Source organism: Streptomyces sp. DG1A-41 (assembly GCF_037055355.1).
In the GTDB taxonomy this organism is placed as follows: Bacteria; Actinomycetota; Actinomycetes; order Streptomycetales; family Streptomycetaceae; genus Streptomyces.
The window spans coordinates 1,192,676-1,219,336 of sequence record NZ_CP146350.1 but is presented as its reverse complement, the minus strand read 5'-3'; the positions used below and the strand labels follow the sequence as shown (position 1 = coordinate 1,219,336).

Genomic DNA, 26,661 nt, shown 5'->3' with positions numbered 1-26,661 from the left:
TTCCGTCATGGACACAGCGAGCATGGACGCCCACCGCGACGTACGCACCGCACCGAGAGCACTCGCCACCGAGGCCGTCCACGCCGGGCGGGACGACCTCGCCCGGCAGGGGCTGCACGCCCCGCCGATCGACCTGTCCACCACCTACCCGTCGTACGACAGCCGTGGTGAGGCGGCCCGTATCGACGCGTTCGCCGCCACCGGCGCGGAACCGGACGGCCCGCCCGTGTACGGGCGGCTGGGCAACCCGACCGTCGCCCGTTTCGAGACCGCGCTGGCTCGCCTGGAGGGCACCGAGGCGGCGGTCGCGTTCGCCAGCGGCATGGCCGCCCTGAGCGCCGTCCTGCTCGTACGCGCCTCCATGGGGCTGCGGCACGTGGTGGCCGTACGTCCCCTCTACGGATGCAGCGACCATCTGCTGACCGCCGGGCTGCTGGGCTCGGAGGTGACCTGGACCGACCCGGCCGCAATCGCGCAGGCACTGCGTCCGGACACGGGCCTGGTGATGGTGGAGTCCCCGGCCAACCCCACGCTCGCCGAGGTCGACCTCCGGGCCGTCGCACACGCCTGCGGCTCGGTGCCGCTGCTCGTGGACAACACGTTCGCCACGCCGGTGCTCCAGCGTCCTGCCGAACAGGGCGCACGGCTCGTGCTGCACAGCGCCACCAAGTACCTCGGCGGCCACGGGGACGTGCTGGCGGGCGTGGTCGCCTGCGACGAGGAGTTCGCGGGACGGCTACGGCAGGTACGTTTCGCCACGGGCGGCGTACTGCATCCGCTCGCCGGCTGATCTGCTGCTGCGCGGGCTGTCCACCCTCCCCGTCCGGGTACGGGCCGCCTCCGCCAACGCCGCCGAGCTCGCCCACCGCCTCGCCGCCGACCCGCGAGTAGCCCGCGTGCACTACCCGCGCATCGGCGGCGCGATGGTCTCCTTCGAGGTACGCGGCGACCCCCACGAGGTCATCGCCGGCGTCCGCCTCATCACCCCGGCGGTGAGCCTGGGCAGTGTGGACACCCTCATACAGCACCCGGCCTCCATCAGCCACCGCATCGTGGACGCGGACGACCGCAGGGGGGCGGGGGTGGGTGACCGGTTGCTGCGCATGTCGGTGGGCCTGGAGGACGTGGAGGACCTCTGGTCGGATCTCGACCAGGCGCTGGAGCGCCCCCATAGGGGCGCGGGGCTGTACTGACGTGCGGCTCCGCCGCGTGGGCGCGAGAAACCACAAGGCACCCGCACCCACCGTCTGACCACGGCCCCTACGACGCTGAGGCGCTCCCCAACTCACCCGCACTCGACGCAACCGGCTCACCCAGCCGCGCAGTGATGACCAGCGTCCCCTCCTCGACCTGATAGTCGAGGGGGAGCCCCAACCCCCGCATCGCGGCGACCATCCCGGTGTTGGACGCCTGCGTCACGGCGTACACACTCCCGCAACCCCCCTCCGCGGCCATCGCGACCAGCCGGCCCAGCAACTCCCCGCCGATGCCCCGCCGCTGCCACGCGTCCTCGACGATCAGCGCGACCTCCGTCTCGTCACCGTCCCACAGCAGGTGACCGAGCCCGACGAGCCGCCCGGAGGCCGTCTGCACGGCGAGGGTACGGCCGAAGCGCGGACTGAGCAGGTGGTTGAGATAGCGGTCGGCGTCACCGACCGGCCCGTGGTAGCGCAGCTTGATCGTGCGGTCCGAGCACCGCTCGTGCATCGCCCTGGCCGCCTCCAGATCACGGTTGTCGGCCCGGCGCACCGTGATGTCGCTGCCCTCGGCCAGGGTGAGCACGTCCCGGCCGCGCGGGACGCGCGGCCCGAGCCGGGCGTCCAGTTCCACCAGGGCCCTGGCCCGGGCGAACTCGGTCGGTGTGAAGGGCAGGTGCGGCCGCTCCACGGTGATCACTCCGCCTTCCGGGGCGCGCAGGCGCATCACCGTGTCGTCCAGGGCTCCCTCCACCGGGACACCGTCGGAGACCTCGTCGCCGCCGGCCGGTGCGGGCTGGGAACGGATCGTGCACCGGCCCAGCAACTGGCGCAGCGCCAGGGGAAGTTCCGCGGCGTCCAGGGCGGTGCGGGTGGCGAGTCCCAGCACCCGGGTCGGCGCGTCCACCAGATCGTGGGCGTCGGCCCGCTCGATCCAGGTGTCGGTGCCGCCGGCCGTCCGGACAGCCGTGGTGATTCCGGAGGCCGGCAACTCGCCCGGGGCACGCAGCAGGAACTCGTCCACCGTGCCCTCGGCCAGCGGATGCGTCTGGAGGCTGAGGATGTCGACCCGGTGCTCGGCGAGGGCCGTGCACAGGGCCGCCAGTGATCCCGGTTCGTCCCTCACCGTGGTCCGCATCCGCCACAGCGTGTTCGCCCCCGGCACCGGCTCCGGTGCCGGGGACTCGGTATCGTCCGACGGCGGCGCGTGTTCGTGGCGTCGTGTTCGCCAGGTGTGGAGCGCCGCCGTGACCCGCTGCCACGGGTTGGCGGGACGGCAGTCGTTCAAGTGCGTCACATCAGTCACTTTTCGCGTCATGCACCCACTGTGACCGACCGGTGTTGCGTGATCACGAACGCATTGTGACTGGCGGGTAAAAGGGGTGGCTTGCCCTCTTTATCAACCCTTCAAACGTTGCGCACCGTACCGTACGCCCTGCCCCACGCCGCACCTCACTGGCCGACCAGACCCGGCTGGAGCACCTTCGTGAACAGCACTGTGCCGTCCTGCTCGCGCAGACGTACCGTCAGTTCGCCGCTGCCGCCGTCGATGTCGACCTCGCCGAAGAACTGGTAACCGCCGGCGGGGGAGACGTTGGCGGTGGCCGGCGCCTTCAGGAAGACACGGTCGGGACCGAAGGTGCCGTCGAGCGTGTTCGCCGGGAACGCACCGGCGTTCAGCGGGCCCGACACGAACTCCCAGAACGGCTCGAAGTCGGTGAACGCGGCCCGCGACGGCTGGTAGTGCTGCGCCGAGGTGTAGTGGACGTCGGCGGTGAGCCACACCGTGCCCGTGATCCGGCGGTGCTTGATGAAGCGCAGCAGCTCGGCGATCTGGAGCTCACGGCCCAGCGGGGCGCCGGGGTCGCCCTGGGCGACGGCCTCGATGTTCGGCTTGCCGTCGCCCGTGTCCGGGACGACCAGGCCGATCGGCATGTCGGAGGCGATCACCTTCCACACCGCGCGGGAGCGCGACAGCTCGCGCTTGAGCCACTCCAGTTGCTCGCGGCCGAGGATGCCCTGCGGATCGGTGGGCTGGTCGTCCGGCGAGTTGGCATTGCGGTAGGTGCGCATGTCCAGCACGAAGACGTCCAGCAGCGGGCCGTGGTGCTGCACACGGTAGACACGGCCGTCGGGGCGGCGCAGCGTGGAGATCGGGAAGTACTCCGAGAAGGCCCGGCGGGCGCGGGCGGCGAGCACGTCGACGTTCTTCTCGGTGTACCGGCTGTCGCCGAGGATCTCGCCCGGGTACCAGTTGTTGGTGACCTCGTGGTCGTCCCACTGGATGATGGACGGGACCTGGGCGTTGAAGGCGCGCAGGTTCTCGTCCAGCAGGTTGTAGCGGAAGTTGCCGCGGAACTCCGCCAGGGTCTCGGCGACCTTCGCCTTCTCCTCGGTGGTGATGTTCCGCCAGGTGCGCCCGTCGGGCAGGGCCACGGTCTCGGTGAGGGGCCCGTCGGCGTAGATGTTGTCGCCACTGCAGATGAAGAAGTCCGGGTCGAGGGCGGCCATCGCCTCGTAGATCCGGTAGCCACCGAGCTCCGGGTTGATGCCCCAGCCCTGACCGGCCAGGTCGCCGGACCAGACGAACCGCACACCGTCACGCCGCTTGTCGGACGCCGTGCGGAAGGTGCCGGTGACCGGCTCGCCGGTACGGCGCGGGTCGTCCGGGTCGGCGAGCAGCACCCGGTAGTGGATCTGCTCGCCGGACGGCAGGCCGCGCAGCCGCGTCGTGCCGGTGAAGTCGGTACCCGGACCCAGCAGCGGGCCGTGCCATCTGCGCGGGTTGCGGAACGACTCGGTCGCCGACGTCTCGACGATCATCCGGGCCGGCCGGTCGGACCGCACCCACACCAGCCCGGAGTCGCAGGTCACGTCGCCCGCCTGCACACCCCACCCCGCCTTCGGACGCCCCGGCCGCGCGAAGGCCGGCGCCGCGCCGAGAGCGGTGGGCAGGGTGAGGGCCGCCGACGCGGCGAGGGAGCCACGCAGGACGCTACGGCGCGCGGGGAACGGACGGTGGGACATGGATGCGCCTCCAGGGACGGGATCCGGCCAGTGTGCACAGCCACAACTACTGGCACGCCGCAGCGCACACACGAACCCCAAGTGAACAACTGACCGCGGGAGGAGGGGAACCGGCGGGGACCCGCGAGCTCCGCCGGAGTCACCCCGTGGCCGCCTCCGCCATCAGGCGTATGCCCTCGTGGATCCGGGCGGGCGGTACGTGCGCGTAGCCCAGCACGAGCTGGGTCCGCTTCGGCCCGTCGGTCTCCTCCCGCCCGGGACGCGGGTGTGCGTAGGCCGACAGGGGGCGTACCGCCACCCCGGCCGCCGTCACGCGGGTGAGGAAACGCCCTTCGGGGCCGTAGCGCTCCGGCAGGGTGGCGATCACGTGCAGACCGGCGGCGATGCCGGAGACCCGGGAGCCGGGGAAGTGCTCGTCGAGGGCGGCGGTCAGGGCGTCACGGCGCTCGCGGTAGGCGCGCTGGCAGCGACGCAACTGGCGGTCGTAGTCGCCGCGCTCGAGGAAGTGGGCGAAGAGCGCCTGGTCGAGGGACGGGTGACCGAGGTCCATGGTGCGCTTGCGTTCGACGATCTCCCGCGCCCAGGACCCGGGCACCAGCAGCCAGCCCAGCCGCAGCCCCGGGGCGAGGGACTTGCTGACCGAGCCCGTGTAGGCGACGTGGTCCGGGTCGAGGCCCTGGAGCGCGCCGACGGGAGCGCGGTCGTAGCGGAAGTCCCCGTCGTAGTCGTCCTCCAGGACGATGCCGTCCACGGACCGCGCCCAGTCCAGCAGCTCGGCGCGGCGGCGGGCCGAGTAGGCGATGCCGGTGGGGAACTGGTGGGCCGGTGTCGTCACCACGGCCCGTACACCCGACGCCCGCAGCGGCTCCAGGGCGATTCCCTCGCCGTCCACGGGCAGCGGTACGGCGCTGACCCCGGCCGAGGCGTACAGCTCTTCGTGCTGGGGGCTGCCCGGGTCCTCCACACCCACCGTGCGCACCCCGCGCGCGTGCAGCGCGAAACCCAGCAGCGTCGTCGCCTGGGTCACCCCGGAGACCACCACGATCCGCTCCGGGTCGGCCACCACACCCCGCCGCCGGGCGAGCAGTTCGGCCAGCGCGGTACGCAGCCGGGGCAGCCCGCGCGGATCGGGATACCCCAGCTCCTGGTGCGGCAGTTCCGCCAGCACACCGCGCTGAGCGGCGGCCCACGCCGAGCGTGGGAACAGCGACAGGTCCGGCGTCCCGGGCACGAAGTCCGCCCGGGCACCGGCGAAGCGGGGAGCGAGGTCGTGCGCCCGCGGCCGGGCGGCCCGCACGGCCGATCCCACCCACGTCCCGGCGCCCCGGCCGCTGCGCAGATAGCCCTCAGCCGTCAGCTGCTCGTACGCCTCCGTGATCAGCCCGCGCGACACCCCCAGGTCCGCGGCGAGATCCCGGCTCGACGGCAGCCGCGTGCCCGGCGCGAGGCGGCCCGAGCGGACCGCTTCGCGCAGCGCCGCCTGAAGGGAACGGCCACGCGTGCGTGCCGGTGCCGCAGCGGCCGGGAGCAGCAGCTCCCAGGCGGGCGACGCGGGCTCGTTGCGGTCCATGCGGTCAGTCTGCCGGATCCGTGGCCGGGCTTTCCGCCACGAGGGGTGACGGCCGTCGCCGCGTGAAGAGGGTGGAGGACCGAAGGGGGGGCACGGCCGGGCCGGGCCCCGAATCGTACGCGTAACGGTGCTCCGGAGAGCAGTTACCGGCCACCGGCGCCCGAGAGCGCGACCGTCGGGCGGCGGCGGACGCGTCCCCGGCGTGCCCTGCGCTTCCCCGATCGGGGGAGTTGCCGGGCCGCGGAACAGGGCGGCCTCCGCCCGTGATCACTGTGCTGAACGTCCGCGTGAGCTGCCCGCGGCACCGGCAGCCGTCGGCGCCCTGATCGACTCCCTCGGCACCGGGAACGACCGGCTCTGGCCGGCTGGCCACCCGTGCGCTTCGACCGGCCGCTGGCCGTCGGCGCGTCGGGCGGTCACGGTCCCGTGCGGTACGCGGTCGCTCACTACGTGCCGGGGGAGTGGGTGCGGTTCCGTTTCACCGGCCCGCGCGAATTCCGCGGTTTCCACGAGTTCAGCCTCCAGCACCCCGGCGCGGAGCGGACCGTCCTGCGCAACACCCTCGCGCTGCGGCCGCGGGGCGTGCGCTGGCTCGGCTGGCTGTTGTTCTTCCGCCCCTGCACGACGCGGCGTTCCGGCAGAGCCTGGACTGCGCCGAGCGCGCACTGACCGGAACGGTCGCGAGCCCGACCGACTGGGGCCGGTACGTACGGCTGTTGCGCGCCGCGACCGCGCGGGTGGCGCCCGAGTCGGCCGTATGACGACGACGGACCGGACCGGCGCCCGGCCCTTCAGCGGCTGCCGTCGAGGACGACCCGCGCGACCAGTGCCGGGTCGTCGTTCATCGGGACGTGGCCGCAGCCGGGCAGCCGCACCAGTCGGGCGCGGGGGATGACGCTCTTGGCCCGCACGCCCTGGCGGGGGATCAGCAGCCGGTCCCGGTTGCCCCACGCCACCGTGACCGGCGTGCCCACGATGTCGTCGGTGAACTGCACGGTCCTGCCGGAGCGGAGGGTCTCGGAAAACCCCTGCGCCCGGGCGAGCGCGAGCGTCTCGGCGATCACGGCCTCGGGCGAACGACGGCCCGGGCGGGCGTAGATGGTGCTCGTCAGCAACGTACGGCCGATCGCCGGACGGGCCAGCCGTTCGACGAGGGGCAGCGGCATCCGCTGGGCTATCTGCCGCATGGTCATCAACACCGTGAAGGCGTAGCGGCGTTCGACCTCGTTCCAGAACCCCGCGGGCGACAGGGCGGTGACGGAGCGGACGAGCTGCGCCCGGGCCAGGTCCAGCGCCAGCAGGCCGCCCAGCGAGTTGCCCGCCACGTGCGGCCGTTCGATCTCCAGCGCCGTGCACAGCGCCGCGAGGACGGCGTTCATGGTCGGCAGGTCGTGCGCCATGCCGTCCGGCAGCGCCGGTGACTCGCCGCACCCCGGCAGGTCCACGGCGATCACGTCCCGCTCGGCCGCCAGCGCGGGTATCACCGGGTCCCACACCTGGCGGTGGTGGCCGATACCGTGCAGCAGGAGCAACGGTTCTCCGCTGCCCTGACGCGTGTAGGACAGGGTCACGTTCTGCTCGCCGTGTGCGGAGGCGACGTTGAAGGAGACGGTGGCGGACATGCGGTGCTCCTCGGGATGTACTCGCTGACGGACGCCGTAGACAGCTTGTCAGCAATTACTACCGGCGGGTAGCCCCGAGTCGTCGCGACTTGCGCGGCCGCGGCGGTCCGGCAAGGGGCGATTCCGCCTGGACAGGGCCGCATCGGTGGGCTGGGATGGAGCCCGTGACCACCGAGACCGCGACCGACGTCTTCGAGGCGCACCGCCCCGTCCTGCTGGGCGTCGCCTACCGCATGCTGGGCCGCGTCGCCGACGCGGAGGACGTGGTGCAGGAGGCCTGGCTGCGCTGGTCGGGCGGCGACCGCCGCGATGTGCGCGAACCGCGCGGCTACCTCGTACGGATCACCACCCGCCTCGCCATCGACCGGCTGCGTCAGATCAAGTCCCGCGGGGAGACGTACGTGGGCCCGTGGCTGCCGGAGCCGTACGTCACCGACTTCGGCGACACCGTGCCGGACACCGCCGAGCGGGCCGTGCTCGCGGACTCCGTCTCGCTCGCCGTCCTCGTCGTGCTGGAGTCGCTGTCGCCGCTGGAGCGGGCGGTGTTCGTGCTCCGCGAGGCCTTCGGCTTCCCGTACGCCGACATCGCCGCCATGCTCGACCGCGGCGAACCGGCGGTGCGCCAGCTGTCCGGGCGGGCGCGCAAGCACGTCGAGGAGCGGCGGCCGCGCTACGAGGTCGACCCCGCCCAGCGGCGCGACCTCACCGAACGGTTCCTCGCCGCCGCGGTGGACGGCGACCTCGAAGGGCTGATGGCGTTGCTCGCCCCGGACGTCCGGCTCGTCGGCGACAGCGGCGGCAAGGCGCGGGCGCCGCTGCGGGTCCTGGAGACGGCGGACAAGGTGGGCCGCTTCCTCGTCGGCGCCGCGCAGAAGGGCGTCCCCGACTTCTCCCTGCGCTTCGTGGAGCTCAACGGCGGCCCGGCCGTGCTGTTCCTGTCCGGCGACAAGCTCGACTCCGTCTTCCAGCTCGATGTCGCCGACGGTCGTGTCCAGGCGGTCTACATCATCCGCAACCCCGACAAGCTGCGCGCGCTGGCCGCCGTCTAGACGGCGCCGCGGGAGCCCCGCCGCGGCCTCGCATGAACGGCCCGTGAACGTTCCCGGCCATTGGTCTTGACCAAGGATCAGGGCCGCCCTATGGTCGCAGAGAAGTGAAACAACCTTTAAAAAACAAGGGCGCTGAAAAGCCGCCGACCACGGCGATTGCGGAGGACAGGGTGGGGACCACGCAGCTGGATTCGGTGCCGGAACCGAAGTACTGGCATCTCAAGACCGTGCTCAGCGAAGCGCTCGACTCGGAGTTCTCCGTGGGGGAGATCCTGCCCAACGAGCGCGACCTCGCGGCCCGCTTCGGCGTCGCCCGCGCCACGCTCCGCCAGGCCCTGGAGCAGCTCGAACTGGAGGGCAGGCTCCAGCGCCGCCGCGGTGTCGGCACGACCGTCGCGCCGCCTCGCATGGGCGTCTCCCTCGGCACCGGCCCGCACACCTGGCCGGGCGGCCCCGAGGACGCCTGGCAGCCCGTCGACTGCACGGCGGCCGTGCCGCCCGCGGCTGTCGCCGACGCGCTGGAGACGGGCCGCGACGAGCCCGTGCACATCGTGCGCCGCTCCCGCGTCTCGCACGGCCGGCCCGTCGCCGCCGAGCTGCTGTACGTCCCGCAGTCCTCGGTGCCCGAGCTCTCCGGCATCGACGCGCCGTCCGGGTCGGCACGCGCGCGTGCCGTGCTGCGCGAGCTCCAGCGGCTGGAGCTGGAACGGCAGGAGAACGCGGTGGAGCTCGGCTCCGCCGGGGCCGACGACGCGAAGGAACTGGACCGGCTGCCCGGGGCACCCGTGCTGGTGGTGACGACACGGTTCGTCGCCGGGGGGCGTTCGGGTGCGCTTTCGGTGGCGACGTATCGCGCTGACACGTGTCGGTTGACCTTCGGTGATGCGGGGGGCGTGAAAATCCACGCCGGGCCGCAGCGGCAGGCGTCCTGATCGTCGCGTTTCGGGGGAGTGGCGGGCTGCGGGTGTGTCATGGCTGGTCGCGCCCGCGCGGCGGAGCCGCACCTCGACACAGCACCGCGCCTTTGAGGGCGTTGCCGTCAGCGGCGTGGTGTGGTCGGGCTCTCCACGCTGAACAGCTGCTCCTCGACGTGGTCCAGGGCGAGACGCAGGGCGCCTGTCGCCACTGCCGCGTCTCCCAGGCGGGACAAGGTCACCTGCGGGGGGCGCAGGCAGTAGCGGGCCAGTTCCTGGCGGAGGGGGTCCAGGACGCCGTCCAGGCCCGCTGCCCAGCCGCCGATCACGACCAGTTCCGGGTCGAGGGCGAGGACCAGGGCCGCCACGTCGTGGACCAGGCGCTGGAGGAAGCGGTCGACGGCCGCGCAGGCTCGCTGGTCGCCCTCGCGGGCCTGTGCGAAGACCTCGGCGACCGCCTGTTCGTCGAGCGGGTGCAGCGGTTCGTCCGTGGTGGACAGCAGCGTCTCCGGCGTCACCTCCCGGCCGAGGAGATGCAGCGCGCCGATCTCGCCGGCCGCCCCGCCGTAGCCCCGGTGCAGCCGCCCCCCGATCAGCGAACCGGCGCCCGGGCTGAGCCCCGCCAGTACGAACACCACGTCGTCCGACTCGGTGGCCGCGCCCTTCCAGTGCTCGGCGACGGCCGCCGCGTTGGCGTCGTTCTCCACCAGGACCGGGCACTTGAACGACCGGCTCAGCCGCTCGCCCAGCCGCAGCCCCGTCCACCCCGGCAGCGCGGTGCCCAGCCGTACTGTGCCGTCCGCCTCGACGATCCCGGGCGTCGCCACGCCCACGGCCCGCAGTGAGCCGCGTGCGACACCGGCCCGGCGCAGCAGCTCGGCGACGGCTCCGCGCAGCCGCTCCAGCCGCTCGTCGGCCCCGGCCGTCTCGGGCACGTCCTTGGCCTGGGAGCCGATCACCCGGCCGTCCAGGTCGGCCAGCAGCGCGGCCACCCGGTGCGCGCCGATCTCCAGCCCCAGCAGATGCCCTGCCTCAGCCCGGAACCGGAACCTCCGCGCCGGCCGCCCCTGCCGCCGGGCGGCACCCTCCTCGGCCGCCTTCTCGACGACGAGACCGGCCTCGATGAGCCCTTCGACGACGCCCTCGACGGTCGGCCGGGACAGTCCCGTCACCCGGGTGATCTCGGTGAGCGTCGCGCAGTCCGTGGCACGCAGCGCGTGCAGCACCACCGCGGAGTTGATCCTTCGCAGCAGCGAGGGATCCCCGCCGGTCAGCCGCCCCACCGTCCGTCCTCCCAGCTCGTGCGCGTGTTGGCCGGATCGTACTCGGCGCGGCGGGCCCCGGCGAGGGGCGGCCACCGGCCCCGCCGATCACCCCGGCGCCACGAACCCCGACTCGTACGCCGCGATCACCGCCTGCGTGCGGTCCCTCGCTCCGAGCTTCGCCAGTACGGCGCTCAGCAGCAACCGCATTCCGGACCGGCGGGTCGACGAGGTACTGGAGGAAACCGGCCTGGCGTCGGTGGCCCGGCGCCGTGTGCGCACGTACTCCCTGGGCATGCGCCAGCGCCTGGGCATCGCCGCCGCCCTGCTGGGCGACCCCGAGGTGGTCATGCTGGACGAGCCGTCCAACGGTCTCGACCCCGAAGGCATCGTCTGGATCCGGCAGTTGCTGCGCCGGCTCGCGGGGGAGGGCCGCACGGTCCTGGTCTCCAGCCATCTGATGAACGAGACCGCGTCCTTCGCGGACCACCTCGTCGTCCTCGGCCGGGGCCGGCTGCTGGCCGACACCCCGACGCGGGACTTCATCCACGCGCGCGTGCGGCCCAGCGTACGCATCCGTACATCCGACCCCGCCGCTCTCCGGAGCGCTCTCGCCCGGCACGGCCACGACGCCGTGGAACACGCGGACGGTCACTGGACCGTGCGACACGCACGCGTGGACGACATCGGCCGCATCGCCTCCGCCGGGGGTGTGCCGGTCCTCGAACTCGTGTCCGAGGAGGGCACGTTGGAACAGGCCTATTTCGACCTCACATCGACCGAAGCCGAGTTCACCACGCAGTTCCAGGAGGCCTGACCATGGATCTCACCCCCGTCCTCCGCTCCGAGTGGCTGAAGATCCGTACGCTCCGCTCGCTCCCGGGAGCGCTCCTGGCCCTGTTCGCCGCGACCACGGCGTTCTCCGCGATCGCCGGTGTCTCCGAGACGTCGGACCCCGGCTTCGACCCCCTGTTCACGGCCCTGTCCGGTGTCGTGCCCGGGCAGATCGCGGCGGTCTCCTTCGGGGCCATGGCCGTGTCGTCGGAGTTCCAGTCGGGCGCGCTGCGGCTCACGCTGGCCGCGGTTTCGCGGCGCGGCCGGTGGTTCGCGGCCAAGGCGGCCGTCATCGCCGTACCGGTCCTGCTGGTGGGACTGGTGACCGCCCTCGCCGCCCTCCTCGTGGCACGGGCGGGGCTCGGCCCGGCGGCCGACGGGCTCGGCACCGGCGAGCAGGTGCGCGGCGTCGTGGGCTGCGGCGTCTACCTCATGCTCATGGCCCTGTTCGCCGCCGGACTCGCCGCCCTGCTGCGCAGCGGCGTGGCCACGCTGTCCCTGCTGATCCCGTTCATCCTCGTCGTGTCGTTCGTGATCGGCGACGCGACGGGCACCGTCGCCGACTTCCTGCCCGACAAGGCGGGACAGCTGGTCCTGAGGGAGACGTACGACGGCACCCTCGGGCCGTGGTCGGGGCTCGCGGTGACCGCGCTCTGGGCAGTGGCCGCCCTGCTGGCGGGAGCGTGGAGCCTGCACCGCCGGGACGCCTGACCGGAGAACGGCGGGAACAGGGTTGACGCCCCGCCAAGTGTCAGTGGTGGCGGGTTTACTGGATCCATGAACATCGCACAGCACATCGCCCTCATCGACGAGCTGTGCTACCGCCCCTTCCCGGCGGAGCACGGCCCGTCCGACGTCGGCGTTTCCGGACCCGGTCACCACACCGCGGTGTTAGACGCCGCGGACGTCGGCGACCCGGCGCTCCGGGCGGTGACGATCGACCAGTACGAGAAGGACCGGGACGCCGTCTACGAACTGCTCGCCTCACGCTGGGGTGACACGCCCCCCTACAACCTGGAGACCGTCCTGCTGCGCACCGAGCAGGAGGAGATACCCCGGCCCTGGGCGGAGTTGAGCGAGCGCGCGAGCATCGCGTACCTGTGGGAGGTGGAGGGCACCGGCCGCTGGGTCGCCGTGGCGGTCACCGACCGCGACACCTCGCAGGGGGTCCGGCTGCTGGCCGTGGTCACGGATACGGACCCGCCGTAGGAGATCAGCTCTCGGCTGCTTCCCGCAGCCGCGCGAACTCCTCCGCCATCGTCTCGGCCGTCCAGTGCGCGTTCAGCCCGCTCGGATTGGGCAGCACCCACACCCGCGTGTCCCCGATCATCCGCGACTGCGGACCGACCCGGGCCGCCCGGTCGTCGAACGCGGCGCGGTACGCGGTCACTCCGACCACGGCCAGCCAGCGCGGCCGCAGCCGCCCCACCTTCAGCGCGAGCAGCCGCCCGCCCTCCCGGTACTCCTCGGCGCTCAGCTCCTCGGCCCGAGCGGTCGGCCGTGTCACGACATTGGTGATGCCGAGCCCGTACGACAGCAGCTCCTGCTGCTCGGACGGCTTCAGCAGCCGCGGCGTGAACCCGGAGCGGTGCAGCACGGGCCAGAAGCGGTTGCCGGGGCGGGCGAAGTGATGGCCCGTCGCGGCCGTCATCAGACCGGGATTTATGCCGCAGAACAGCACCCGCAGACCGTCCGCGACCACGTCCGGCACGACACGGTCGCGGGCGGCCTCCAGTTCCTCGGGCGTGAAACGGGGCATCGTTCGCGGCGCGTCAGAGGATCGCGCCGGGCGTGTAGCCCGCGGCCTGGGGGTGCTGCTTCACGATCTCCTCGACCCGGGCGACGACGGCGGCGACCTGGTCGCCCGCGGCACCCGTGAAGGACAGCTTGTCGGCCATCAGCGCGTCCAGCTCGGCGCGGTCGAGCGGGATGCGCGTGTCGGCGGCCAGCTTGTCGAGGAGCTCGTTGCGCTCGGCGCCCTGCTCGCGCATGGCGAGCGCGGAGGCGACGGCGTTCTCCTTGATCGCCTCGTGCGCGAGCTCGCGGCCCACGCCCGCGCGCACGGCGCCCATCAGCACCTTGGTGGTCGCGAGGAACGGCAGGTAGCGGTCCAGCTCACGCGCCACGACCGCCGGGAACGCGCCGAACTCGTCGAGCACCGTCAGGAACGTCTCCAGCAGACCGTCCAGCGCGAAGAACGCGTCCGGCAGCGCGACCCGGCGCACCACCGAGCAGGACACATCGCCCTCGTTCCACTGGTCGCCCGCCAGTTCGCCGGTCATCGAGGCGTAACCGCGCAGGATCACCATCAGGCCGTTGACGCGCTCGCAGGAGCGGGTGTTCATCTTGTGCGGCATCGCCGAGGAGCCGACCTGGCCCGGCTTGAAGCCCTCGGTGACCAGCTCGTGCCCGGCCATCAGCCGGATCGTCTTCGCCAGCGACGACGGCGCCGCCGCCAGCTGCACCAGCGCGGTGACGACCTCGTAGTCCAGCGAGCGCGGGTAGACCTGGCCGACCGACGTGAACGCCTGCGAGAAGCCCAGGTGCGTGGCGATCCGCTGCTCCAGCTCCGCGAGCTTCGCGGCGTCCCCGCCCAGCAGGTCCAGCATGTCCTGCGCGGTGCCGACCGGGCCCTTGATGCCGCGCAGCGGGTAGCGGCCCAGCAGCTCCTCGACCCGGCCGTAGGCGACGAGCAGCTCGTCGGCGGCGGTCGCGAAGCGCTTGCCGAGGGTGGTGGCCTGCGCGGCGACGTTGTGGGACCTGCCGGCCATGACCAGCTCGCCGTACTCCCCGGCCAGCTTGCCCAGACGCGCCAGCACGGCCACCGTGCGGTCGCGCATCAGCTCCAGCGAAAGCCGGATCTGCAACTGCTCGACGTTCTCGGTGAGGTCGCGGGAGGTCATGCCCTTGTGCACATGCTCGTGCCCGGCGAGGTCGTTGAACTCCTCGATGCGCGCCTTCACGTCATGCCGCGTGACCTTCTCACGCTCGGCGATGGAGGCCAGGTCGACGGTGTCGAGCACACGCTCGTAGTCGGCGAGCGCCGCGTCCGGCACCTCGATCCCGAGATCCTTCTGGGCCCGCAGCACGGCGAGCCAGAGCTGTCGCTCCAGCTTCACCTTCTGCTCGGGCGACCAGAGCGTGGCGAGCTCGGCGGAGGCGTACCGTCCGGCGAGGACGTTCGGGATGCGGGGCTTGGCGGGAGCGGAAGTCACGTGGACGGAGTGTACCCGGCCCCCAAGGCGCCCCCGAAGCGTCCGTGCAGTCCAGAGCGCGGATGGGACGCGCCCTGACCCGCTCCTCGACGGCAGGTCTGCGAGACGAATGCGAGACGGCGCCCCGCACGGCCCTCAGTTGGAAGCTGACGGCTCCTGCATCGGCCTGCCGCCCTTGCGGGCCCGCCGCTCGGCGAGTTCCGCGTCCGTCCTTGCGAGGCCGGCCCGGTCGTCGGTGCCGTGCGACCGCCTTCTGCCGGCGCCGCCCCCGCTCCCTCGCCGGAGTCGACCGCCCCACCGCCGCCGGCTGCGCCAACGGACCGCGCACCGTCGCCAAGCGCGTCGGCGTCACTCCCGCCGTGCTGTTCACGGTGAACAACTGTGACCACAACCAGCACCGAGGCGCTAGTGACACGGAAGACAGCACGCCCCATCCTTTCCTCATGCCAGAACACCAGCACATGCTCGACGGCAAGAGCCGACCTCTGACCCTCGACGACCTCAAGAAGTTCGTCGATGCCGCCAGCAAGAACGACGCGGCCGGAAAGCGACCGCTGCATGTAGAGACCGTCTCGGGTGGGAAGCTCAAGAAGATATGGGTCGACCTCTCGGGCCCTGAGAAGTAGCCAGCCGCCTGCGGGCATGCCCGAGACGGGCACCACAGACACACGATGAAGCCTCGGCCGGGGGACCCGGCCGAGGCTTCATCGTGGCCGCCTAGAGGCTGTCCAGGATCTTCGTTCGGCGGTCCCGGTACTCCTCGTCCGTGATCGCACCAGCCGCACGCAGCTGGTCCAGGGTCGACAGCCGCGCAGCGATGTCCCCGGCCGACGCGGCAGCAGGCGCGGGCTGGACCGGGGCGCTCGGGGCGCTCGGGGCGCCACCCGAGATCCGTTGCCGCAGCTGATCCGCGAGGGTCTTGCCCTGGTCCTTGGGTACCTGCTTGATCTCAGCCTTGTTGCCCGAGGCGAACACCGTCAGCGTCCCCATCAGCATGCCTCCCGACCACTGCACCGAGCTGATGCGGTTGTAGGGGAAGTCCTCGACCTTCTGTGACATCACCCCGTGGAAGTAGAAGATCAGCCGCTGGTTCGTCATCGCCAGCAGGCCGTTGCCCTTGCCGTACACCCCCGTGGCGAGCAACTCCACGGTCTCGCCCTCCCACAGCACCTCGGGCAGCCGCTGAATCTCACGCTTCGCACCCACAGTGCTGGACAGCTTCTCGGCCGCCGCGTCGATGTCCGGACGCACGCTGAACGCCACCATGACGTCCCCCCTCCTGAAACAGTGCACGAATCGTACCGAGCACAGTGAAGGGCCCGGACGGAACCGCCTAAGCACGACCCTCGTACGGCAACAGCTCGGGCCGCTTCGGTGGCAGGCCGTCGCCCGAGGAGCGGCCCGTCAGGCGGCGGCCGATCCAGGGCAGCAGGTGCTGCCGGGCGAACCGCAGGTCCGCCGCGCGGCGCATGACCCAGCCGGGCGGCAGCGTCGTCGGCAGAGGGGCACGCCACTCGGTGTCCTCGGGCTCGTGGCCGAGCGCCTGCCACACCGCCTCCGCGATCCGGCGGTGGCCTTCGCCCGTCAGGTGCAGCCGGTCCACGTCCCACATCCGCGGGTCGGCGAGCGAGGGGGCGCCGTACAGGTCGACGACGATCGCGCCGTGCCGTGCGGCTAGCTCGTCTACGCAGGCGAACAGCTCCTCCATGCGCGGCCGGAACCGCTCCAGGACAGGGCCCCGGCGGCCCGGGCTGCGCATCAGCACGAGCTGCCGGCAGGCGGGAGCCAGCTTCTCCACGGCCTCCTCCAGCAGACCGCGCACCCGACCCATGTCGCACTTGGGCCGCAGGGTGTCGTTGAGCCCGCCCACCAGGGTGATCACGTCGGCGCCCATGGCCGCCGCGACGTCCACCTGCTCGTCGACGATCTGCCGGATCAGCTTGCCGCGCACCGCGAGGTTGGCGTACCGGAAGCCGGGCGTACGGGCGGCCATCCGCGCGGCGAGCAGGTCGGCCCAGCCCCGGTAGGTGCCGTCGGGCAGCAGGTCCGACATGCCCTCGGTGAAGGAGTCGCCGAGCGCGACCAGGCTGCTGTAGGTGGGGTTCGTGTCCATGGCGGCGGAAATGATATCCCGTGCACATACCCAGCAGTCGGTCACCCGCCCGGCAGCATCGACAGCCGGTCCCTCACGCCCGCTGGCCGAACAGCTCCCGCAGTACGTCCTCCATGGTCACGAGGCCGGCCAGCTGGCCGTCCGCCCCGAGGACGGCCGCGACGTGCGTACGGCTGCCCCGCATCGCCGTGAGGACGTCGTCCAGCGGCGTGTGCTCCCGTACGCGCGCGATGGGCCGCATGTCCCGCAGCCGGAACGGCACATCGCGCCCGGCGGCGTCCAGCGCGTCCTTCACATGCAGATAGCCGACGATCCGCCGCCCCTCGTCCACCACCGGGAAACGGGAGAACCCGGACTCCGCCGACAGCCGCTCCAGCTCGTCCGGAGTGACGCCCACCCGCGCGTACACCACGCGTTGCAGCGGCAGCACGACATCGCGCACCGGACGGCGGCCCAGCTCCAGCGCGTCGTGCAGCCGCTCCTGGGCGCGGTCGTCGATGAGGCCGGCCTCGCTGGAGTCCTTCACGATCTGCGCTATCTCGGCATCCGAGTAGGACGCGGCGACCTCCTCCCGCGCCTCCACGCGCAGCAACTTCAGCAGGGTGTTGGCGAAGGCGTTCACCGTGAAGATCACCGGGCGCAGCGCCCGGGACAGCGCCACCAGGGGCGGGCCGAGCGTCAGCGCGCTGCGTACCGGCTCGGCGAGCGCGATGTTCTTCGGCACCATCTCGCCGAGCAGCATGTGCAGATACGTGGCCAGGGCCAGCGCGATCACGAAGGACACCGCGTGCCCCGCGCCCTCGGGCACGCCGATCGCGTGGAACACCGGCTCCAGCAGGTGCGCGATCGCCGGCTCGGCCACCACACCCAGCACCAGCGTGCACAGCGTGATGCCGAGCTGCGCGGCCGCCATCAGCGCGGACACGTGCTCCAGGCCCCACAGCACGCTCTTGGCGCGCCGGTCGCCCCGGTCGGCGTAGGGCTCGATCTGGCTGCGGCGGACCGAGATCAGGGCGAACTCGGCGCCGACGAAGAAGGCGTTGACGACGAGCGTCGCCAGACCGATCAGCAGCTGGACGGCGGTCACAGCGCCACTCCCCTCTCGTCGGGCTTCTCGTCGTCGAGGGGCGCTCGCAGCCGGACGCGGGCGGCTCGGCGGCCCGTGGCGTCCAGGACCTCCATCCGCCAGCCGGCGACCTCGAGGGTGTCACCCACGGCCGGTATCCGGCCGAGTACCGTCGCCACCAGCCCGGCGAGCGTCTCGTACGGCCCCTCCGGTGCGCGCAGCCCGACGGCTTCGAGCTGGTCCACGCGCGCGGAGCCGTCGGCCGAGTACAGGGCGTGGCCGGCCTCGTCCGTGCCGGCCGGCGCGAGGTCGGGCAGCTCGTGCGGGTCGTGCTCGTCGCGCACCTCGCCGACGACCTCCTCGACGATGTCCTCCAGGGTGGCCACGCCCGCCGTGCCGCCGTACTCGTCGATCACGACGGCCATCGTGCGCTTGCCGGAGAGCCGGTCCAGGAGCCGGTCGACGGTGAGCGTCTCCGGGACCAGCAGCGGCTCGCGCATCAGCTCGGAGACGAAGATCCGGGTCCGGCGCTCCGCCGGTACCGCGAGTACGTCCTTGACGTGCGCGGTTCCCACGACCGAGTCGAGCGTGCCGCGGTAGACGGGGAACCGGGACAGGCCGGTCGCCCGGGTCGCGTTCGCCACGTCCTCCAGGGTCGCCTGCACGTCCAGGGCGACGACCTGCACCCGGGGCGTCATCACGTTCTCCGCGGTCAGGTCGGCGAGGTTCAGCGTCCGTACGAACAGCTCGGCGGTGTCGGCCTCCAGGACGCCTTCCCTGGCGGAGTGCCGGGCGAGCGCCGCCAGCTCCTGCGGTCCGCGCGCCGACGCCAGTTCCTCGGCGGGCTCCACACCGATCCGGCGCACGACACGGTTCGCCGTGTTGTTGAGGTGCCTGATGAAGGGCCGGAACGCGGCGCTGAACCAGCGCTGGGCGTTGCCCACGGTCTTGGCGACCGTCAGCGGCGACGAGATCGCCCAGTTCTTCGGCACCAGCTCGCCGACGACCATCAGGAACACCGTCGACAGAGCCGTGCCCAGCACCAGCGCAAGGCTGTGCGACGCCGACCGGGAGACGCCGACGTCCTCCAGCGGCCCGGCGATCAGCGCGGCGATCGACGGCTCGGCGAGCATGCCGACGACCAGGTTCGTGACCGTGATGCCGAGCTGCGCCCCGGAGAGCTGGAACGTCAGGTTCCGTACGGCCTTCAGGGCGCCCTGCGCGCCCCGCTCGCCGCGCGCCACGGCCTGCTCCAGCTCGGCGCGCTCGACCGTGGTGAGGGAGAACTCGGCCGCCACGAAGGCGCCGCAGGCGATCGAGAGCAGGATCGCCGCCAGAAGGAGGAGCACTTCGGTCATCGGTTCACCCCCGTTCCATGGTTCTCCAGGACGGGGCGGAACGCGCGGTGTCGCGTACTGGGAGGCTCGCCCATGGGCGGACGCTCACAACCTTTCATGCAGAACCGAGTGGCCATACAAGGGTAAAGGATGGGCAAAGTCCTGCGGTCGGGGTGCTCAGAGGGTCTCAGGGAGAGTCGGCGGGGACCGGGGAGAGCCGGTAGGCGCCCTCGTGGGGGACGACGTGGCCGGCGGTGGGCGGTGGGAAGTGGGTGCCCAGGAGGAGGGTGTCCGTGCCGGCGAGCGCGCCGAGCAGCTCGCGGCGCGAAGCCTGTGACCGTCCGGGGTCGATGTCGACACAGGCACCGATGTCGGGGTGAGCGAGCTGGACGGGGTGGTGGACGCAGTCGCCGGTGATCAGTGCCGTGCGTCCGTGGCTGGTCAGTTCGACGGCTATATGGCCGGGGGTGTGCCCGGGAGTCGGGACTAGGCGCAGCCCCGGGACGACTTCGAGGCCCTCGGCGGGGACGTCGAGGAGGTTGAGCAGTCCCGCCTCCTCCACCGGGATCACGGAGTCGCGGAACACCTGCCGGCGCGCCTCGTCCATGTCGTACCCGGACCAGAACTCCCGCTCGGTGCGGGAGGTGAGGTGGCGGGCGTTCGGGAAGGTGGGCACCCACTCGCCGTTCACCTCCCGGGTGTTCCAGCCGACGTGATCGGCGTGCAGGTGGGTGAGGATCACCAAGTCGACCGAGTCCGGGGGGAATCCGGCGGCGCCAAGGCGCTGAAGGTAGTCGGTGTCGAGGTGGTGCCAGGCGGGGTTGGCCCGCTCTTTGCCGTTTCCGATGCCGGTGTCCACCAGGACGCGCAGCCCGCCGACGGTGAACGCGAAGCTGTGGCTGTCGAGACGCAGGAGGCCTTCGTCGGCGAAGTGGGGGCGCAGCCACTGCTGCCCCGTGACGACCTGCGGGGTGGCGCCGGGCAGCAGCCAGGGGCCGGTGGCGGATGGCAGGGGGATCTCGTCGACGCGGTGGACGGTGATGCCGCCCACGGTCCAGGAAGCGGGCGTGGTCAATGGTCCTCCTCGGGATGCGCTTAAAGCAATCTGTTTGCGTTAAGGCGACCGTAGGTCCTAGAGTCCACTAACGCAAACAGATAGCCTTTGTAGGGGAGTCCATGTCCCAGCCCGAACTCACGCCGCCCGAAGCGGCCCGCTGGGCCCACCGCGCCGGGCTCGTACTGCCCGCCGACCGTCACGCGGCGGTCGCGGCCACCGCCGGCCACATCCACTCCGTCGTGGCGGTCCTGAGGGAGCTGGACTTCGGGGACACCCCGCCCGCCCCCGCCTACCGCGCGGCAGCGGTGAAGGATGCCCACGACGGCGAAGGAGACGCACGATGCAGCCGTATGAACTGACGCTCGCGGCCGCCGCCGACGCGATCCGGGCACGTCAAATGTCCCCCGTCGAGCTGACCGACTCCGTACTGGAGCGCATCGAGCAGGTGGAGCCGCACCTTCGGGCCTACGTCACCGTCGACGCCGAGCAGGCGCGCCGGGCCGCGCGCCGAGCCGGGAACGACATCGCCGCCGGCCGCCACCGCGGTCCGCTGCACGGCATCCCGATGGGCCTGAAGGACCTGATCGATGTCGCCGGTACGACCACGTCGGCCGGTTCCCGGGTCCGGTCCGACCACCGCGCGCAGACCGACAGCACCGTCGCCGCACGCCTGTCGGCGGCCGGAGCGGTCCTGGTCGGCAAGACCCACACGCACGAGTTCGCCTACGGGCTGACCACCCCGCAGACCCACAACGCCTGGGACTCCGGCCGGGTCGCCGGCGGCTCCAGCGGCGGATCAGCCGTCGCCGTCGCCGCCGGCGCCGCCACCTTCGCCCTGGGCACCGACACCGGCGGATCCATCCGGGTGCCCGCCGCGCTGAACGGGGCCGTCGGCCTCAAACCGACCTACGGCCTCGTCCCGCGCCACGGCGTCACGTCCCTGTCCTGGTCGCTGGACCACGTCGGCCCGATCACCCGCACCACCGAGGACGCGGCCCTGGTCCTCGAGGCCCTGGCCGGGCACGACCCGCGCGACCCCGCATCCCTGGCCACAGCACCGGCCCACTACCGGCCGGGCCCGGACACGGATCTGACCGGGCTGCGGATCGGCGTGCCGCGCACCTACTACTTCGACCACGTCGACGCGGAGGTGGAAGCCGCCGTCCGAAGCGCGATCGGCCGGCTCCAGTCGCTCGGTGCCCGACTCGTCGAGGTCGAGATCCCCATGACCCGCTACATCCAGGCCACCCAGTGGGGCCTGATGGTGCCCGAGGCCACCGCCTATCACGAGAGCACCCTGCGCACGGTCCCCGAGCTCTACCAGGCCGACGTCCGGATCCTCCTGGAAGCCGGTGAGCTCATGCCCGCCGGGGACTACCTGCGCGCCCAGCGCTCCCGCACCCTCATGCGGCGGGAATGGGCGCGCATGCTGCGGGAGGTCGACCTGATCGCCGCCCCCACCGTGCCGACAACCGCCGTCGCGGCCGGTCAGGAGCAGGTCACCTGGGCCGACGGCACCGTCGAGGGCGTCTCCGACGCCTATGTGCGGCTCTCGGCCCCGGCCAACATCACCGGCGTGCCCTCACTGTCCGTACCGGTCGGCCACGACACGGCGGGGCTGCCGATCGGCATGCAGCTCATCGGGCCGCCCCTCGGGGAGAGCGCGTTGCTGCGGGTCGGGCACGCCTGCGAACAAACCCGGCCCGCCCGCGGTCTCGCGCCTGCGGCCCGGTCCGTACCGTGCTAGACGCAACGGGTTCGCTTTAAGGTGGGTTCTGTGAGCAGGCAGATGGTGCGCCCCGGCGGGCGCAGCGCCCGGGTCCAGGCGGCGGTGCACACCGCCGTGCGCGAACTCGCCTCGGAGGTCGGCCGGGACGCCTTGACCGTGCCGATGGTCGCCCAGCGCGCGGGCGTGACGCCGTCGACGATCTACCGCCGCTGGGGAGACATGCAGGAACTGCTGTCGGACGTGGCGGTCGAGCGGCTGCGGCCCGACGCCGAACCCGCGGACCTCGGCACCCTGGCGAACGACCTGACGGCCTGGGCCGAGCAGTTCCTCGACGAGATGTCCTCGCCCACCGGCCGCGCCTACATCCGCGACGCCCTGCTCGGCGACCCGGACGGCGGCAACGCCGGCCAGTGCTCCGCCTACGCCGCCCAGCAGGTCGACGTCATCCTCCGTCGCGCGTCCGAGCGGGGGAGCCGGCACCCGGCGTCGAGAGGGTCATCGACCAGGTCGTCGCGCCCATGATGTACCGCATCCTGTTCCGCCCGGACGGCCTCGACACCGCCTACGCCCACCGGCTCGTGGCAGGAGTCCTCAGCCCGAACAGCACGCCTGGCTGGTGAGGGGGCTTCACCGACCGGCACGCCTGGCCGGTGAGGGCTTCACTCCCATCAGAAGCCCCCTAGTCCGTAAGCGGCTTCACCCAGCGCCGCCACTTCTCCTCGGGCGCGTACCCGGCGGCCCCCCACGCGCGGTGCGCGGTCTCGTTGCGCGTGAGCACCATCGCGTCCGCGCGCCGCCCTCCGAGCCGTACGAACCGTTCCTCGGCCGCGGCGAGCAGCGCGGAGGCGATGCCCTGGCGGCGGTGGTCCGGACGCACGGCCAGCCGGTAGAGGTGGCAGCGCCAGCCGTCGAACCCCGCGATCACCGTCCCGGCCAGCTCGCCGTCCCGCTCGGCCAGGATCAAGGCCTCGGGGTCGCGCGCGACCAGTCGCTCCACGCCACTGCGGTCGTCGCTGATGCTCGTGCCCTCCGCGGCCACCTTCCAGAAGGCCAGCACGGTGTCGAGGTCCTCGGGCGTCGCGGCCCGGATGCGTAGCTCTGTCATGCCGTGATCACATCAGGCACGGCCACCCCCGGGCGCACCCTTTCAGAATCCGGACCTCAGACCCCGCGCACCCGCTCCATGACCGGCGCGAACGTCTCCATGTAGGGCTCAAGGACCGTCAGATACGTGAAGCCGTAGCGCTCGCGCCGGGCCAGGACCTGCTCCGTCAGCTCGTCCGGTGTGCCGACAAGGGAGACGGGAAGCTCCAGGACCTGATCCACCGTCATGTCCGGGACGTGTTCGAGGAACGGCTGAACCGCGGCCTCGCGGTCCTCGGTGCCGATGACCATCTGGAGGAGCAGGTTCAGCTCGGGCGGCTCCTCGCGGTGGTCCGCCGCGAACTTCAGGAACCGCGCCACGCGTTCGTCGAGTTCGTCCGCGGTGATCGGCGTCAACTGCCCGGTGGTGCTGCCCGGCACCGACCGCGCTCCGGTGAACGCCGCGATGTCGGCGTGCCCGGCGCTCAGCCGCAGCACGCGGTCGCCGTTTCCGCCGATCAGCAGCGGCACCCGGGGCCGCTGCGCCGCCTGCGGCTGGTGCTCGTCCGAGCCCAGCAGCTGCTTCAACTCCTCGACCGTGCGCCGCAGATGGTCCACCCGTTCACCCGGCGAGCCGAACGGCAGCCCGGCCGTGTCGTGCTCCGCCCGTACGTAGCCGGCGCCGAGCCCGAGCTCCAGACGGCCGCCCGTCAGCGCGTCCGTCGTGGCCACCTCACGGGCCAGCAGCGCCGGGTTCCAGAAGCCCGCGTTGAGCGTGAAGGTGCCGAGCCTCGGTCGCTCGGTCGCCTCGGCCGCCGCCACGAGCGCCGGGAAGGGCGCCGGCATGCCCAGATGGTCGGGGACGAGGATCACGTCGTATCCGAGCTCCTCGGCCCGGCGGCACTTGGCGCGCCACTCCTCGGCGGACGCGGGTGCGAGCAGGTTGACCCCGAAGCGGAACAGACGCGACACGAACTCTCCTCACACGGAAGCGACTTGAGTACCCGCCACGATTCCATCACTCGTGTGCGATGGCCGCCAGTACGTTCATGCGGGACGCACGCAACGCCGGGAGCAGGGCCGCCACGACCCCCACCACCGCCGAGCCGATCACCACCGCGACGATCGTGAACCACGGGATCGCGAGGGCCGCCATGCCCTGGAGGGCCAGCACCTCGTGTGTACACACGCCCCACACCAGCCCCAGCGCGAGGCCCAGGACGGCCCCGAACACCGCGATCACCACCGACTCCAGCCGGATCATCCGCCGCAGCTGCCGCCGCGCCAGCCCGATCGCCCGCAGCAGCCCGATCTCCCGGGTACGTTCGACGACCGACAGCGCGAGGGTGTTGACCACGCCGAGCACCGCGATGATGATCGCCAGCCCCAGCAGCGCGTACACGAGGTACAGCAGGACGGCGATCTGGTCGTGGACCAGTTGCTTGTAGTCGGCCAGGTCCCGCACCTGCACCTGCGGGTACGGGTCCAGGGTCTTCTCCAGGTTCGCGCGCAGGTCGTCGTCGCTCGTGCCGGGGGCTGCGTTGACGTACAGCGCGGAGTCCTGCCCGCCCGGCGCGTACCGCTCCAGCGTGGCGAGGCCGAAGTAGAGCCCGCCCTGTGTGCCGAACCCCTCGGCGGCGTCCTGGTCGGTGAGGGCGCCGACCGTCAGCTCGGCCCCGCGCCCGCCCGGGAACTCCACCGGGACCGTGCTGCCCACCCGGACATCGTGGTCGCGCGCGAAGTCCCGGTCCATGGCGAGGCGCCCGTCGGCGAGTGCGGCCGCCGAGTCCCCTCGTACGTACGTGATGTTGGCGACCTCGTCGAGCCGCGGATCGTAACCCGCGGCGGTCGTCTCCACCCGGTCGCCGTCCGGGAGCCGCACCCCGACCGGCGTGAACCGCCCCCGCACGAGCAGGCCCACGCCTTCGGTGCCGCGCACCTTGTCGGTGACCTCCTTCGGGAACGGCAGGAAGTTGGCGTTCTGGATCACGAAGTCGGCGCCCAGCGTCTTGTCGATCTGCTGGTCGAACGAAGCGGTCATCGACTCGCTCGCCACCGACATCCCGCCGACCAGGGCGAGGCCCACCATGAGGGCGGCCGCGGTGGCTCCGGTACGGCGGGGATTGCGCAGGGCGTTGCGCTGGCTCATCCGGCCGATCGACCCGAACAGCGCGGGGAAGGCCGCGCCGAGCACACGGATCACCGGGCGCACCAGCAGCGGACCGGCGATCACGGTCGCGATCAGGGTGAGCACGACACCGAGGCCCAGCAGGGACGCCGCCGACGACGTCCGCTCCGACACCGCGCACCCCACGAGCGCCGCCGCACCGGCCGCCCCGACGACCGCGCCCGCCACCGCACGCACCCGCAGCGGCCGGCCCACCCCGGCGACCTCGGCGTCCGAGAGCGCGGCCATCGGCGAGACCCCCGCGGCCCGCCGCGCCGGCAGATACGCGGCGACGAAGGTGACGCCGAGACCGACGACATACGCCGTCACGGGCGTCACCCAGCCGATGACCATCTCGTCGGCGTCGATGTTCATGCCGAGCAGGCCCATCAGCTCGATGAGCCCGGCCGCGAGCCCGATGCCCACGGCGAGCCCCAGCGTGGAGCCGACCAGACCGAGCAGGAGGGCCTCGGTGAGCACCGAGCGGCGGACCTGGCGCCGGTCGGCGCCGAGCGCGCGCAGCAGTCCCAGCTCGCGGGTGCGCTGGGCGATGAGCATGGCGAAGGTGTTGACGATCAGGAACACGCCCACCAGCACGGCGACCCCGGCGAAGCCGACCATCACGTACTTGATGACGTCGAGGAAACCGCCCAGTTGCTCGACGTCCGACTTCGCCTGCTCGTCGGCGGTCCTGAAATCGTAGGTATGCGCACCGAGCGCGGCGGCCACGCGCTGCTTGAGCTGCTCGTCGCTGACGCCGTCGGCGGCGTCGACCGAGATGCTGGTGGCCGCCCGCGGGCTGCCCAGCAGCTTCGTCTGCGCGGTGGGGGTGTCGAGGAAGACCAGGGCGGCGCCGGGGTTGGTGGTGGTGAACGTGGCGATGCCGACGACCCGGACCTCGAACGACCCGGGCGGCGCGATCACGGTGAGGGTGTCGCCGATGCGCACGTCCTTGCGGTCGGCGGTCTCCGAGTCGAGCAGCGCCTGCCCGTCGCCGCGCGGGGCGTGACCGGAGGTGAGTTCCACGGGGCTGCGCTCGGTCGGGTTCCAGGCGGTGCCGAGCGTGGGGGCCCCGGTGGTCGGGCCGACCGGCTCGTTCTCCTCGTCGACGACCGTGAGGCCGTCCACGTCCACCTCGGCGCGTGCCGCCGCGACCCCGTCGACCCGCCGCACGCGTTCGGCGAGCGCGTGCGACAGGGTGGCCGTCCGGCCGGAGGGCACCGCCTCGTCGAGGCCCTCCTTCGGGCTGACGGTGACGTCGGCCGCGGTGGAGGCGAACAGCCGGTCGAAGGTACGGCTGACGGTGTCCGAGAAGATCAGGCTGCCCGTGACGAACGCGACGGACAGCAGGACGGCGAGCGCCGAGAGCAGCAGCCGCCCCTTGTGCGCCAGGAAGCTCCTCAGGGTCGCCTTGAGCACG

23 protein-coding genes and 4 pseudogenes are annotated in these 26,661 nt (G+C 72.3%); 11 read left to right on the top strand and 16 right to left on the bottom strand.

Features of this window, described 5'->3' with window-relative positions; all coding sequences use genetic code 11:
* The first annotated feature begins 7 nt into the window (after positions 1 to 7).
* Positions 8 to 1,251, top strand: a pseudogene (locus tag V8690_RS05775) (PLP-dependent transferase).
* A gap of 9 nt (positions 1,252 to 1,260) precedes the next feature.
* On the opposite strand, the gene V8690_RS05770 reads toward V8690_RS05775, so the two are convergent.
* From V8690_RS05770 to V8690_RS05760, 3 genes are all read right to left on the bottom strand, one after another.
* Positions 1,261 to 2,514 carry a GNAT family N-acetyltransferase gene (locus tag V8690_RS05770; protein ID WP_338776230.1) on the bottom strand — a complete coding sequence of 418 codons (1,254 nt, stop codon included), beginning with the start codon at positions 2,512 to 2,514 and terminating at the stop codon, positions 1,261 to 1,263.
* Positions 2,515 to 2,648: 134 nt separating this feature from the next.
* On the bottom strand, positions 2,649 to 4,223 hold the full coding sequence (locus tag V8690_RS05765) for an alkaline phosphatase D family protein (protein ID WP_338776229.1): 1,575 nt from the start codon (positions 4,221 to 4,223) through the stop codon (positions 2,649 to 2,651).
* Positions 4,224 to 4,362: 139 nt separating this feature from the next.
* Positions 4,363 to 5,793, bottom strand: a complete 1,431-nt coding sequence (locus tag V8690_RS05760) for a PLP-dependent aminotransferase family protein (RefSeq protein WP_338776228.1) — start codon at positions 5,791 to 5,793, stop codon at positions 4,363 to 4,365.
* 375 nt (positions 5,794 to 6,168) lie between these two features.
* Between V8690_RS05760 and V8690_RS05755 the strand changes: the two genes are divergently transcribed.
* Complete coding sequence (locus V8690_RS05755) at positions 6,169 to 6,462, top strand: hypothetical protein (protein ID WP_338776227.1); 294 nt, start codon at positions 6,169 to 6,171, stop codon at positions 6,460 to 6,462.
* A gap of 122 nt (positions 6,463 to 6,584) precedes the next feature.
* On the opposite strand, the gene V8690_RS05750 is transcribed toward V8690_RS05755, so the two are convergent.
* Positions 6,585 to 7,415 (bottom strand): alpha/beta fold hydrolase, encoded by an 831-nt coding sequence (locus V8690_RS05750; RefSeq protein WP_338776226.1) that lies wholly within the window; start codon positions 7,413 to 7,415, stop codon positions 6,585 to 6,587.
* A gap of 164 nt (positions 7,416 to 7,579) precedes the next feature.
* Here V8690_RS05750 and V8690_RS05745 point away from each other — a divergent pair, with 164 nt between their 5' ends.
* Both V8690_RS05745 and V8690_RS05740 read left to right on the top strand, forming a co-directional pair.
* Positions 7,580 to 8,464 carry an RNA polymerase sigma-70 factor gene (locus V8690_RS05745; protein ID WP_338776225.1) on the top strand — a complete coding sequence of 295 codons (885 nt, stop codon included), beginning with the start codon at positions 7,580 to 7,582 and terminating at the stop codon, positions 8,462 to 8,464.
* A gap of 170 nt (positions 8,465 to 8,634) precedes the next feature.
* Entirely contained in the window at positions 8,635 to 9,396 is a 762-nt protein-coding gene (locus V8690_RS05740; RefSeq protein ID WP_338776224.1) for a GntR family transcriptional regulator, read from the top strand.
* A 107-nt stretch (positions 9,397 to 9,503) separates the two neighbouring features.
* On the opposite strand, the gene V8690_RS05735 is transcribed toward V8690_RS05740, so the two are convergent.
* Together V8690_RS05735 and V8690_RS05730 are read right to left on the bottom strand one after the other, a co-directional pair.
* Complete coding sequence (locus tag V8690_RS05735; protein WP_338776223.1) at positions 9,504 to 10,661, bottom strand: ROK family transcriptional regulator; 1,158 nt, start codon at positions 10,659 to 10,661, stop codon at positions 9,504 to 9,506.
* A gap of 87 nt (positions 10,662 to 10,748) precedes the next feature.
* Positions 10,749 to 10,838 (bottom strand): annotated as a pseudogene (locus tag V8690_RS05730) (DNA-binding response regulator); the annotation flags it as partial.
* On the opposite strand from V8690_RS05730, the pseudogene V8690_RS05725 reads away from it, so the two are divergent.
* The 3 genes and pseudogenes from V8690_RS05725 to V8690_RS05715 form a co-directional block, all read left to right on the top strand.
* A pseudogene (locus V8690_RS05725) lies at positions 10,837 to 11,457 on the top strand (ATP-binding cassette domain-containing protein); the annotation flags it as partial. The pseudogenes V8690_RS05730 and V8690_RS05725 overlap by 2 nt on opposite strands.
* Positions 11,458 to 11,459: 2 nt before the next feature.
* A complete protein-coding gene (locus tag V8690_RS05720; protein ID WP_338776222.1) occupies positions 11,460 to 12,185 on the top strand; it encodes an ABC transporter permease in 726 nt (241 codons plus the stop codon).
* A 66-nt stretch (positions 12,186 to 12,251) separates the two neighbouring features.
* Positions 12,252 to 12,683, top strand: coding sequence for a hypothetical protein (locus V8690_RS05715; protein ID WP_338776221.1), 432 nt, complete (start codon positions 12,252 to 12,254; stop codon positions 12,681 to 12,683).
* A gap of 4 nt (positions 12,684 to 12,687) precedes the next feature.
* On the opposite strand, the gene mug is transcribed toward V8690_RS05715, so the two are convergent.
* Together mug and purB are read right to left on the bottom strand one after the other, a co-directional pair.
* Positions 12,688 to 13,233, bottom strand: a complete 546-nt coding sequence (mug, locus tag V8690_RS05710; RefSeq protein ID WP_338776220.1) for a G/U mismatch-specific DNA glycosylase — start codon at positions 13,231 to 13,233, stop codon at positions 12,688 to 12,690.
* 13 nt (positions 13,234 to 13,246) lie between these two features.
* Entirely contained in the window at positions 13,247 to 14,689 is a 1,443-nt protein-coding gene (gene purB / locus V8690_RS05705) for an adenylosuccinate lyase (protein ID WP_338776219.1), read from the bottom strand.
* A gap of 443 nt (positions 14,690 to 15,132) precedes the next feature.
* On the opposite strand from purB, the gene V8690_RS05700 reads away from it, so the two are divergent.
* Positions 15,133 to 15,315, top strand: a complete 183-nt coding sequence (locus V8690_RS05700; RefSeq protein WP_338776218.1) for a hypothetical protein — start codon at positions 15,133 to 15,135, stop codon at positions 15,313 to 15,315.
* 91 nt (positions 15,316 to 15,406) lie between these two features.
* Here the strand turns inward: V8690_RS05700 and V8690_RS05695 are convergent, their stop codons facing one another.
* From V8690_RS05695 to V8690_RS05675, 5 genes are all read right to left on the bottom strand, one after another.
* On the bottom strand, positions 15,407 to 15,955 hold the full coding sequence (locus V8690_RS05695) for a PH domain-containing protein (RefSeq protein WP_338776217.1): 549 nt from the start codon (positions 15,953 to 15,955) through the stop codon (positions 15,407 to 15,409).
* A gap of 67 nt (positions 15,956 to 16,022) precedes the next feature.
* Entirely contained in the window at positions 16,023 to 16,802 is a 780-nt protein-coding gene (locus tag V8690_RS05690) for an SGNH/GDSL hydrolase family protein (protein ID WP_338776216.1), read from the bottom strand.
* Positions 16,803 to 16,875: 73 nt separating this feature from the next.
* Positions 16,876 to 17,889 carry a hemolysin family protein gene (locus V8690_RS05685; RefSeq protein ID WP_338776215.1) on the bottom strand — a complete coding sequence of 338 codons (1,014 nt, stop codon included), beginning with the start codon at positions 17,887 to 17,889 and terminating at the stop codon, positions 16,876 to 16,878.
* Entirely contained in the window at positions 17,886 to 19,226 is a 1,341-nt protein-coding gene (locus V8690_RS05680; protein WP_338776214.1) for a hemolysin family protein, read from the bottom strand. Before V8690_RS05680 ends, V8690_RS05685 begins: the two co-directional genes overlap by 4 nt.
* Positions 19,227 to 19,392: 166 nt before the next feature.
* Complete coding sequence (locus V8690_RS05675; protein ID WP_338776213.1) at positions 19,393 to 20,280, bottom strand: MBL fold metallo-hydrolase; 888 nt, start codon at positions 20,278 to 20,280, stop codon at positions 19,393 to 19,395.
* Between the two features lie 101 nt (positions 20,281 to 20,381).
* Between V8690_RS05675 and V8690_RS05670 the strand changes: the two genes are divergently transcribed.
* From V8690_RS05670 to V8690_RS05660, 3 genes and pseudogenes are all read left to right on the top strand, one after another.
* Positions 20,382 to 20,621: a hypothetical protein gene (locus tag V8690_RS05670; RefSeq protein ID WP_338776212.1), complete on the top strand. Its 240-nt coding sequence runs from the start codon at positions 20,382 to 20,384 to the stop codon at positions 20,619 to 20,621.
* Positions 20,603 to 22,009, top strand: coding sequence for an amidase (locus tag V8690_RS05665; protein WP_338776211.1), 1,407 nt, complete (start codon positions 20,603 to 20,605; stop codon positions 22,007 to 22,009). The genes V8690_RS05670 and V8690_RS05665 overlap by 19 nt, the downstream gene beginning before the upstream one ends.
* Before the next feature lie 42 nt (positions 22,010 to 22,051).
* A pseudogene (locus V8690_RS05660) lies at positions 22,052 to 22,611 on the top strand (TetR/AcrR family transcriptional regulator).
* Between the two features lie 59 nt (positions 22,612 to 22,670).
* Here V8690_RS05660 and V8690_RS05655 read toward each other — a convergent pair.
* Genes V8690_RS05655 through V8690_RS05645 form a run of 3 tightly spaced genes read right to left on the bottom strand, consistent with a single transcriptional unit; the run spans position 22,671 to position 26,660 of the window.
* Complete coding sequence (locus tag V8690_RS05655) at positions 22,671 to 23,096, bottom strand: GNAT family N-acetyltransferase (protein WP_338776210.1); 426 nt, start codon at positions 23,094 to 23,096, stop codon at positions 22,671 to 22,673.
* Positions 23,097 to 23,152: 56 nt separating this feature from the next.
* Positions 23,153 to 24,046 (bottom strand): LLM class F420-dependent oxidoreductase, encoded by an 894-nt coding sequence (locus V8690_RS05650; protein WP_338776209.1) that lies wholly within the window; start codon positions 24,044 to 24,046, stop codon positions 23,153 to 23,155.
* A 46-nt stretch (positions 24,047 to 24,092) separates the two neighbouring features.
* Positions 24,093 to 26,660, bottom strand: coding sequence for an FtsX-like permease family protein (locus V8690_RS05645; protein ID WP_338776208.1), 2,568 nt, complete (start codon positions 26,658 to 26,660; stop codon positions 24,093 to 24,095).
* Position 26,661 lies beyond the last annotated feature (1 nt).